8 protein-coding genes and 1 pseudogene are annotated in these 10,489 nt (G+C 60.4%); 6 read left to right on the top strand and 3 right to left on the bottom strand.

Annotated elements, in window-relative coordinates; genetic code table 11:
- Positions 1–604: 604 nt before the first annotated feature.
- Positions 605–2,503, top strand: coding sequence for a propionate--CoA ligase (prpE, locus tag VIM98_RS03450; protein WP_331991697.1), 1,899 nt, complete (start codon positions 605–607; stop codon positions 2,501–2,503).
- A 53-nt stretch (positions 2,504–2,556) separates the two neighbouring features.
- Here prpE and ahpF read toward each other — a convergent pair whose 3' ends face one another.
- The 3 genes from ahpF to VIM98_RS03435 all read right to left on the bottom strand — a co-directional run bounded on the left by ahpF (position 2,557) and on the right by VIM98_RS03435 (position 6,336).
- Entirely contained in the window at positions 2,557–4,137 is a 1,581-nt protein-coding gene (gene ahpF, locus VIM98_RS03445; protein ID WP_331991696.1) for an alkyl hydroperoxide reductase subunit F, read from the bottom strand.
- A 190-nt stretch (positions 4,138–4,327) separates the two neighbouring features.
- The gene (gene ahpC, locus VIM98_RS03440; protein ID WP_331991695.1) at positions 4,328–4,891 is read right to left on the bottom strand and encodes an alkyl hydroperoxide reductase subunit C; all 564 of its coding nucleotides are present in this window, start codon (positions 4,889–4,891) and stop codon (positions 4,328–4,330) included.
- A 125-nt stretch (positions 4,892–5,016) separates the two neighbouring features.
- Positions 5,017–6,336, bottom strand: coding sequence for a dicarboxylate/amino acid:cation symporter (locus VIM98_RS03435; RefSeq protein WP_331991694.1), 1,320 nt, complete (start codon positions 6,334–6,336; stop codon positions 5,017–5,019).
- Between the two features lie 145 nt (positions 6,337–6,481).
- On the opposite strand from VIM98_RS03435, the gene prpB reads away from it, so the two are divergent.
- The 5 genes and pseudogenes from prpB to VIM98_RS03410 form a co-directional block, all read left to right on the top strand.
- Entirely contained in the window at positions 6,482–7,369 is an 888-nt protein-coding gene (gene prpB, locus VIM98_RS03430) for a methylisocitrate lyase (RefSeq protein ID WP_331991693.1), read from the top strand.
- 60 nt (positions 7,370–7,429) lie between these two features.
- Positions 7,430–8,575: a bifunctional 2-methylcitrate synthase/citrate synthase gene (gene prpC / locus VIM98_RS03425; protein ID WP_331991692.1), complete on the top strand. Its 1,146-nt coding sequence runs from the start codon at positions 7,430–7,432 to the stop codon at positions 8,573–8,575.
- Positions 8,576–8,994: 419 nt separating this feature from the next.
- Positions 8,995–9,870, top strand: coding sequence for a hypothetical protein (locus tag VIM98_RS03420; RefSeq protein ID WP_331991691.1), 876 nt, complete (start codon positions 8,995–8,997; stop codon positions 9,868–9,870).
- A 65-nt stretch (positions 9,871–9,935) separates the two neighbouring features.
- Positions 9,936–10,307: a hypothetical protein gene (locus VIM98_RS03415; protein ID WP_331991690.1), complete on the top strand. Its 372-nt coding sequence runs from the start codon at positions 9,936–9,938 to the stop codon at positions 10,305–10,307.
- A pseudogene (locus VIM98_RS03410) lies at positions 10,304–10,489 on the top strand (hypothetical protein); the annotation flags it as partial. The gene VIM98_RS03415 and the pseudogene VIM98_RS03410, both read left to right, overlap by 4 nt.

The raw sequence follows: 10,489 nt of genomic DNA, 5'->3' as shown, positions 1-10,489 counted from the left end.
AACTACGCTACCCCCGCCAGAGGATTTTAAAGAACCCGATCCCGAACAGGCGGTAATAGAAACCGCGGCCGCAATAATGCAGGTCGCCAACAGGGTTTGCTTGAGAACAGAGCCGACACGCGTTTTGTCCATGACCATTCTCCACAAAGAGCCACCGTGGCTCAGGCACGCCTTGGGCTATGGGCTGTGAAGCTCATAAGTCAAAGAAGTCCCGAGGGAATTTAGATGAGTCACCCCTTAGAAGCCGAATCTAGGCGAGTGGGCGATAACTGAAACGGGCGGTCCAGTTATTTCTCGCCATTGCGATTCGGTTCGCGGATTATTTGTGCGGATGTCGTGAAAGAGCGATATAGGGACACTCTATTTTTCGTGAATTTGAGAAAGCGTAATTAGATTGATTTTGTCATTTTTGACGATCCATTTATTTTGGCTAATGGCGTGGATTTTGAATCGTTCCATAAATGGATTTTTTTTCGGTTATGGATTTTGGGCGTTCACAGGATTATCGAGGCCTCGTCGGCAGGCTTTTCGACCATGGTCTAGTGCGCTGGGACTGACGGTCTGGTCCAGTCTTGCTCCACGGACCGGCAAGGGGTCGTAAGACGTGGAATACGAAGCGTTCTACCGCCGCTCGATCGAGCAGCCCGAGGCGTTCTGGGCCGAGCAGGCGCGGCTGATCGACTGGCGTACGCCGCCAGAGCGCATACTCGATGCCTCGCAACTGCCATTTCGGCGCTGGTTCGTCGGCGGCACCACGAATCTTTGCCATAACGCGGTGGATCGTCACTTGGCGGAGCGCGGCGACCAGTTGGCGCTGGTGGCGATTTCCACCGAGACGGATATCGCCCGGGAACTTACCTATCGCGAGCTGTACAGCGAGGTGAACACGTTCGCCGCGATACTCGCTGCGCTGGGTGTGGGAAAGGGCGATCGCGTAGTGATCTACATGCCCAATATCGCCGAGGCGGTGTTTGCCATGCTTGCCTGCGCGCGACTAGGGGCGATTCATTCGGTGGTGTTCGGCGGCTTTGCCGCGCACAATCTGGCGTTGCGCATCGACGATGCCAGGCCCAACCTGCTGATCGCCGCGGACGCAGGTATGCGAGGTGGCAAGGTCATTCCCTACAAGCCGCTGGTGGATGCGGCACTGGAGGAGGCAGGTTACCCACCCCCGCATGTGCTGATCGTCGATCGGCGGCTCGATCCGCAGATGACGCGTGTGGCTGGGCGCGATGTGGACTATGGCGAGATGCGCGCGCTTTACGATGGCACCGAAGTGCCGGTGACCTGGCTGGAGTCTAACGAGCCGAGCTATTTGCTCTATACCTCCGGTACTACCGGCAAGCCCAAGGGAATTCAGCGCGATGTGGGCGGTTATGCGGTAGCGATGGCGATGTCCATTCGCTGCATTTTCGATATCGCACCGGGACAGGTGATCTTCTCTACGTCCGACGTAGGATGGGCGGTAGGGCACTCGTACAATGTGTACGGTCCGTTGATCGGTGGGGCGACTTCGTTGCTTTATGAAGGAACGCCGATCCATCCGGACCCCGGCGTCTGGTGGCGCTTATGCGAGCGTTACGGTGTGCGTACCATGTTCTCTTCGCCCACGGGCATCCGCATGCTCAAGAAGCAGGATGCCGCATGGCTGAAGCGCTACGACTTGTCCGCGCTCAAATGGCTGTTTCTTGCCGGTGAGCCATTGGACGAACCGACCGCTCACTGGATTACCGATGGCTTGGGTGTGCCGGTGATCGACAATTACTGGCAAACGGAAACCGGCTGGCCAGCCATCACACTGATGCCGGGACTGGACTTGAAGCCAGTGAAATTCGGCTCGCCCGGTTTTCCGGCTCCGGGCTACAAGATGAAGATCATCGATGAAGGCACCGGCCATGAAGCGGCGCCGGGCGAGAAAGGGGTGCTGGTGTTCGAGCCGCCGTTGCCGCCTGGATGCCTGACGACTGTCTGGGGCGACGACGAGCGTTATCGCAGCAGCTACTTTGGCCATTTCACCGAATTGTTGTATAGCTCGCTGGATTGGGCGATTCGCGATGCGCAGGGTTACACCATGATCCTCGGACGCACTGACGATGTAATCAACGTGGCCGGTCATCGGCTGGGTACGCGTGAGATCGAAGAATCGGTGTCGACGCATCCCGCCGTCGCGGAAGCTGCGGTCATTGGCATGCACGACGAGCTCAAAGGGCAGGTACCGGTGGTGTTTGCCACGCTGAAGCAGGGCGCGGTGGAAACGAACGCCAGCGAGGTCGCGCACGCGATGCGCCGGTGTGTCGCCGAGCAATTGGGCAAGTTCGCTCAACCTTCGCGCATCTATGTAGTCAATGCGTTGCCCAAGACACGCTCCGGCAAGTTGTTGCGTCGATCGCTGCAAGCACTGGCCGAGCATCGCGATCCGGGCGATTTGTCGACCTTGGACGATCCGGGGGCCTTGGAAGAAATCCGCCAGGCGTTGGTGCGCGGTCCGGACGAAGCTATATAAAAACAAAGCCCCGGTTGCGCCGGGGCTTTGTCGTCGCGCTTGCCCTGCGAGGCTCAGGCGGCAATGTCTTCGACGGTTTCAACCGGCAGGCGGATTAGATGATCGAAGGCGCTCAGTGACGCTTTGGCACCTTCGCCCATGGCGATAATGATCTGCTTAAACGGCGTGGTGGTGGCATCGCCGGCTGCGAAAACACCAGGCACCGAGGTGCGTCCATGGGCATCGACTTCGATCTCGCCACGCGATGACAGCTTGACCGATGTCTTTAGCCATTCGGTGTTCGGCAGCAGGCCGATCTGCACGAAGATACCTTCCAGTTCCAGCTTGTGGCTCTCACCGGTGGTGCGATCCGTGTAGCTGAGGCCTTGCACTTTGCTGTCGTCGCCAAGCACTTCAGTAGTTTGTGCATTGACCATGACATCGACGTTGGGCAGGCTGCGCAGCTTGCGTTGCAGAACATCGTCCGCACGCAACCTGCTGTCGAACTCCAGCAGAGTGACGTGTCCGACGATGCCTGCCAGATCGATCGCAGCCTCGACGCCCGAGTTGCCGCCGCCGATCACCGCGACGCGCTTGCCCTTGAACAGCGGGCCATCGCAATGCGGGCAATACGTCACGCCCTTATTGCGATATTCCTGCTCGCCGGGCACACCCATGTTGCGCCAGCGCGCGCCGGTGGACAGGATGACCGATTTGGCTTTGAGCGAGGCGCCACTGGCCAGCTTGATCTCGATCAGGCCGTTAGGATCCTTCGGCGCAATCAGTTCCTCGGCGCGCTGGTTGTTCATCACATCGACATCGTATTCGTGGACGTGCTGTTCCAGCGCCGCAGCCATCTTCGGACCCTCGGTGTAGGGGACGGAGATGAAATTCTCGATGGACATCGTGTCGAGTACTTGGCCGCCGAAACGCTCGGAGGCGACGCCGGTACGAATGCCTTTGCGCGCGGCATATACGGCGGCCGCTGCGCCAGCCGGACCGCCACCGACCACCAGCACGTCGAACGGCGCCTTGGATTTGAGTTTCTCCGCGTCGCGCTTGGCCGCGCCAGCATCGATACGGGTGACGATCTGCTCGGGCGACATGCGGCCGGTATCGAAAAGCTCGCCATTGAGGAACACGGTCGGTACTGCCATCACCTGGCGCTCATCGACTTCGTGCTGGAACAAGGCGCCATCGATGGCGACGTGCTTGATATTCGGATTGAGCACGCTGATCAGGTTCAGCGCCTGCACGGTGTCCGGGCAGCTGTGGCAGGACAGCGACATGAAGGTCTCGAAGCGATACTCGCCTTCGATGTGCTGGATCTGCTCGATCAGTTCCGGCGCAATCTTCGGCGGATGACCGCCGACTTGCAGCAGGGCGAGCACCAACGAGGTGAACTCGTGACCCATCGGGACGCCGGCGAAACTGACGCTGACGTCGGTTCCCAGCCGGTTGATGATGAAAGACGGCTTACGCGACGAGTCCGCGCGGCGCAGGGAGATCTTCGGCGACATCGCTTCGATATCGGTGAGCAGGCCCAGTAGTTCTTGCGACGCTGCGCTGTCGTCGACGGAGGCCACCAGCTCGATCGGGTGCACGACCTTTTCGAGGTAAGCCTGCAATTGGGTCTTCAGATCGGCGTCCAACATGAGGGTCCACTCCGGTCGTTATTATGCAAAGGAACGAAAGCATGGCTTCGGGGTGAACGCCGCCAAAGCACCGGTGTGCAGACCGGGTGCCTTGACGACGATCGTTGCTTCATAGAGCGACCTCGTGCGGACTCGCACGGGTCGCATGCGGCCTGCGCAAACAGGCCGCCAATCGTGCGGATGCGGTGGCTTAGATCTTGCCAACCAGGCTGAGCGACGGCTTGAGCGTCTTGTCGCCTTCCTGCCACTTGGCCGGGCACACTTCACCCGGATGGGCAGCCACGTACTGTGCAGCCTTGACCTTGCGCAGCAATTCGGTCGCATCGCGGCCGATACCGTTGTCGTGGATTTCGCACAGCTTGATCTGACCTTCCGGATTGATCACGAAGGTGCCGCGCAGGGCCAGACCTTCTTCTTCGATCATCACGTCGAAGTTGCGGGTGATCGCGCCGGTCGGGTCGGCCAGCATCGTGTACTTGACCTTGCCGATCGCCTCGGAAGTGTCGTGCCAGGCCTTGTGCGAGAAATGCGTATCGGTCGAAACCGAGTAGATCTCCACACCCAGCTTCTGGAAGTCGGCATAGTGATTGGCCAGGTCTTCCAGTTCGGTCGGGCACACAAAGGTAAAGTCAGCCGGGTAGAACACCACCACGGACCACTTGCCCTTCAGGTTGGCATCCGTCACCTCGATGAACTGGCCATCCTTGTAAGCCTGAGCCTTGAACGGTTTGATTTGGGTGTTGATCAACGACATCGTTTTTTCCGCTGGTTGGTTGAAAAGTTGGGTTAGTGTTACGCAAACGGGGCGATAAATCTAATTGATAGTTGGGATGGTGGCGATTGATAGCATCTATGGTCATCCGATAAAGCCATGGTTTTTCATGAACTTGCGGATGCTTCACTCGGGGTTCGCGCGTCGACCACGGTAGCCGTGACGATGTCGCTGCCGACATTGACCGTGGTGCGCAGCATGTCCAGGATCCGGTCGACACCGAGCACGATGCCGATGCCTTCGGCCGGCACGCCGAAAGTGGCGAGCAGCCCGGCGATCAACGGCAGCGATCCTCCCGGTATGCCCGCGACCGCCACGGCACTGAGCACCGCCAGCAGCATCAGCACGGCCTGCTGAGCCAGGTTCAGTTCGACGCCGAAGGCCTGCGCCACGAACAGCACGACACAACCTTCGAACAAGGCGGTGCCGCTCATGTTCATGGTTGCACCCAGCGGCAGGACAAAACCGGCAACGCTCGGTGCAAGCTTCAGTTCGTCACGTGCGATCGCCAGCGAGGCGGGAAGGGAAGCGCTGCTCGAGCTGGTCGAAAACGCCGTGACCAGTAGCGGTCTGATCTGCTTGAAATAAGCGAGAGGGCTGCGCCCTGCGAACAGGCGCAACCACAGCGACATCGTGCCGAACAAATGCAGCAGCAAGGCCGTGGCGCAGCCGAGCACGAATACCGACAGGGTCACCAGGATATCCACGCCGACCTTCACGATTACGCTGTAGATCATCGCCGGTACCGCATAGGGAGCCAGCTTCAGCGCAAACCCGACAATGCCGGTCATCAGGTCGCTGATGAGATCGAGACCCTCCTGAACCCTCGCGCGTCGCGTATCGTCGAGCAACGTAGCTGCTGCACCGACCAGCAGGGCGAACAGGATCAGTGGCAGCACGTCGCCGAGCATCGTGCGGTTTTGACCGACGAAGGCGCCGAACAGGTTGCGCGGCATGAACATGTCCACCAGAACGGTCAGGCTCATCGCCGGTTGTTTGCTTTCGGCCGCAAGCGTCTGCTCGATGGCGCCGCCATACTCGCTCATGAGCAGTTGTCGCGATCCGGTGGCCAAGTGCTGCCCGGGCTGCAGAACGTTCATCATGATCAGGCCGATCGCCGCGGCGATCGCCATGTTGGCGAAAAACAACGCGAACGTACGCCCCGCCAGTGGGCCTAGCCGGTCAAGCCGCCCCAATTGCGTGACGCCCGATGCCAGCGAAGCGAATATCAGCGGAATCACCACGAAGAACAGCATGCGCAAGAAAACTTGGCCGAATGGATCGAGCACCGACTGTGCCGCACTGCGTGCCCAGGCCAAAGCCGGCGGATGAAAGCGGCCGACAATCAAGGTGACGATGCCCGCAGCGACACCGATACCCATTCCCCAAAGAATGCGTGTTGCCAGAGAGGTTCTTTTTGTGTTCATGCCCGGCAATGTACCGGGCCGCGTCCGTGTGCGTCATGTAGGCGCATGGAGCTACTTATGCTGCTGTGCAATAGGAGCGCCGCCCAGGAAGAATGAATCAGGGCATCCCTAGTGCGCTAAAATAGCGTTTTTTCATGGAGGCGATATGGCCCAGCAAGCATCTCCCGGCGCGCGATTCCGCGCAGCCCTGGCGGCAGAACAGCCGCTTCAGGTCATCGGCGCGATCAACGCCAATCACGCATTGCTGGCCAAGCGGGCCGGCTATCGGGCTATCTATTTGTCCGGTGGCGGCGTGGCTGCGGGTTCGCTCGGTTTGCCGGACCTGGGCATCAGCACCCTCGAAGACGTGCTGATCGATGTGCGGCGCATCACCGATGTCTGCGATACGCCGTTGCTGGTGGATATCGATACGGGTTTCGGCCCTAGCGCCTTCAATATCTCTCGTACGGTCAAGAGCCTGATCAAGGCCGGCGCTGCCGCGTGCCACATCGAGGATCAGGTCGGCGCCAAGCGCTGCGGCCATCGCCCTGGCAAAGAGATCGTTTCGGCAGCGGAAATGGCCGATCGAGTGAAGGCAGCCGCCGATGCCAAAACCGATGCGGATTTCTTTCTTATCGCGCGTACCGACGCCATCGCTGTCGAGGGCGTGGATGCGGCGATCGAGCGCGCCATCGCCTGTGTCGAGGCCGGTGCCGACGGTATTTTTGCGGAAGCGGCCTATGACCTGCCCACATATCGCCGGTTCGTCGAAGCGGTGAAGGTGCCGGTGCTGGCCAATATCACCGAGTTCGGCCAGACGCCGCTGTTCAGCGTGGACGAGTTGCGGACCGCCGGTGTGGCCATCGTGCTGTATCCGCTGTCCGCGTTCCGCGCGATGAACAAGGCCGCGGAGCATGTCTATACCGCGATCCGCCGCGACGGTCACCAGCGCAATGTCCTCGACACGATGCAGACGCGCGAGGAACTGTACGACCGCATCGGTTATCACGATTTTGAAAAGCGCCTGGACGCGCTGTTTGCAAAGAAAGCCTGAATCCCCTTTCCCTGGCGGAGGCCACCGCGCCTTCGTGGTTGCTTCAATGGAGACTCACTAATGAGCGAGCAAGTCCTTCCCAAGGCCAAGAAGTCCGTCGCTTTATCCGGCGTGGCAGCGGGCAACACCGCGCTGTGTACCGTCGGGCGTAGCGGCAACGATCTGCACTATCGCGGTTATGACATCCATGACCTGGCTGCCAAGGGTTGCTTCGAAGAGGTTGCCTATCTGCTGGTGCACGGCGTGTTGCCGAACTGGGCGGAACTCAACGCCTATCGTGCCAAGCTCAAGCGCCTGCGCGGGCTGCCGGCACCCGTCAAGAGTGCACTGGAATTGCTGCCGGCGGCGACGCATCCGATGGATGTGATGCGTACCGGTTGCTCTGCGCTGGGCACTGTGCTGCCAGAGAAGGACGATCACAATGTTACTGGCGCACGCGACATTGCCGACCGTCTGATGGCCTGTTTTGGCTCGATCCTGCTGTATTGGTATCACTTCAGCCACAACGGCAAGCGCATCGAGACCGAGACCGACGACGAGTCGATAGCCGCGCATTTCCTGCACCTCCTGCACGGCAAGAAGCCGAGCGAGCTGCACGCACATGCGCTGGACAAGTCGCTGGTGTTGTATGCCGAACACGAGTTCAATGCATCCACCTTCACCGCGCGAGTGATTGCCGGTACCGGTTCGGACATGTATTCGGCCATCACCGGCGCCATCGGTGCGCTGCGCGGCCCGAAGCATGGCGGTGCCAACGAGGTGGCGATGGAGATCATTTCCCGTTATCGCAATGCCGGCGAAGCGGAGGCGGATATTCGCGCCCGCGTGGAGCGCAAGGAAATCGTCATCGGCTTCGGCCACCCGGTCTACACGGTATCCGACCCGCGCAATGAGATCATCAAGGAGATCTCGCGCAAACTATGTACCGATGGCGGCAATCCGACACTGTTCGAGGTCTCCGAGCGGATCGAGAAGACAATGTGGGACATGAAGAAGATGTTCCCGAACCTCGACTGGTACTCGGCAAGTGCGTACCGCATGATGGGCGTACCCACTGCGATGTTCACACCCCTGTTTGTCATTTCGCGCACTTCCGGCTGGAGCGCGCACGTGATCGAGCAGCGTGAGGACGGCAAGATCATTCGCCCGAGTGCGAACTACACCGGACCGGAAGACCTGGCCTACGTGCCGATCGAGAAGCGCTGATCGTCGTTTGAGAATCCAGGAAAAACAGGGGCCTGCGGGCCCTTGTTTTTTTCTGTTGCAGGCCACGCGAAGCGATGCATGGACAGTTGTAACGATGAAGTTACACCGTGGCCGCAAGTGCATGTCGCGTCTGCGCTATATCCCGTAAGCGCATGAAATTCTTAATCGACTCTGAGTCTTCTGTAAATCGCGCCTGACTGCCTTGGCATCCGACGCTGTAACAAGGCTGCGCCAACGGGTGGCCGAAACAAGTGAAGGAAGGTCCGCGAGATTCTCGTCATCGCCGCCTAAGTCAATGATTCGACTGCAATAGATCCTTAGCGGCCGGAACAGCGTCGCATGGCATGCAAGCTGCAACATGCCGGTGCTGCAAAGCAAGACAAACAGGGGGTTACCGCTTGTTCACGGAGAACCCAATCATGCGCAAGACTCTACTTGTAACAGCCGTATGCCTCGGACTCGGAATCGCTCTTCCGGCCTTGGCGGACGATACGCAGACCGGCGGAGCCGGACCCAGCGCACAGCGCCGCTCGAGCGTGCAGGCCGACGCCTATGCCAATGGACAAGGCAGTGCATCGGCCAATAACAGCGGTACCGCGACCTCATCCATCGCCAGCTCGTTCAATAGCAGTAAGGCTGTCGCAGTCAGCCGCCTGGATGGCACAGTGACTGATATCCGCATCCACGACATCGGCAACGTCGCCAAAAATTGGGGCGACGCCAATGGCGGCAAAGGCGGAGCCGGCGGCAAAGGCTATGGCGGCGACGGCGATGGTGGACGTGGCGGATCCGGTGGGGACGCCAAGTCGCATAGCGGTCGGGCAGGCGGTTCCGGGGCCTCCAGCGGTTACGTCGGCGCGTTGAGTGCGGCGGCAGGCGGCGATAGCAATGGCGATAGCGGCAATGCGCGCAATCGTCAGCGCGGTGCCGGCAACGGCACGGCGACCACGGGTGCTTCGTCCTGGGCCGGCGGCGCCGGTACCGGCGGCGCGGCAACCGCAAGCAGTGGCGCTGCGACTTCTACTGGCGGAACCAGTGGTTCGTCGTCGAGCACCGGCGGAGCAGGCGGCGCGGGTGCCGCAGGCACGGGCGGTTCGGGCACCGGCGGCGCGGGCGGCGCAGGCGCGGCGGGTGGCACGGCCATGGCCGATGCGGGCACGTTCAACATGTCCAACACCATGGATAGCGCGGCTTCGGCAGCAGCAGGTGTGGCAGTGATCGCGCAGAACAGCGGTTTTGCATCGCTGGTACAGCAGAGCGTGAACGTTCAGGCCAACCTGAACGTCGGTCCATAACGGCCCAACAACACGAGGGGCGCGAAAGCGCCCCTCGCACGTTACGGCGCAGTAGGGAGAACGCCATGCGATCCAGTCTCTGCCTGGTTTTATTGACCGGGTTATGCACCGCCACCGCAGCATTCGCGACCGATCCGCCCCAGCACGCAGCTCCTCAGCAGACAGCCAAGGGCGATTCTCACGAGATTGCCGGTCTCGGCCACAGTATCGACAGCAACGCCTTGGCGAAGATGAGCGGCGGCGCCGACGTCAGCTCGACCATGACCTTGACCGGTACGGTCAGCAACAACGTCGATGAGAACGTCGCCACTGGCTTCAACGAGATCGCGTCCGGCTCGTTCAGCGGCGCATCCGGTGTGCCGATGGTGATCCAGAACACCGGCAACAACGTGCTGATTCAGAACGCCACCATCATCAACGTGCAGTTCCAGCCATGAAGTTACGCGGCGCGCTACTGGGATGTCTCGCGCTGGCTTGGCTGGCGCCGCCGTCGTTGCATGCGGTCGACTTGACCGGTGCGCAGGGCGAGGGCTATCGGCTGCACATCACCAGTCTGAAAGAAGCGCGCTTCAAGAATACAGTGCGGCAGAAGTACGACTTCAGCTGCGGCTCGGCCGCG

It is taken from the genome of Dyella sp., assembly GCF_036568765.1.
GTDB lineage: Bacteria > Pseudomonadota > Gammaproteobacteria > Xanthomonadales > Rhodanobacteraceae > GSA-30.
This window is presented reverse-complemented; position numbering and strand designations above follow the sequence as displayed.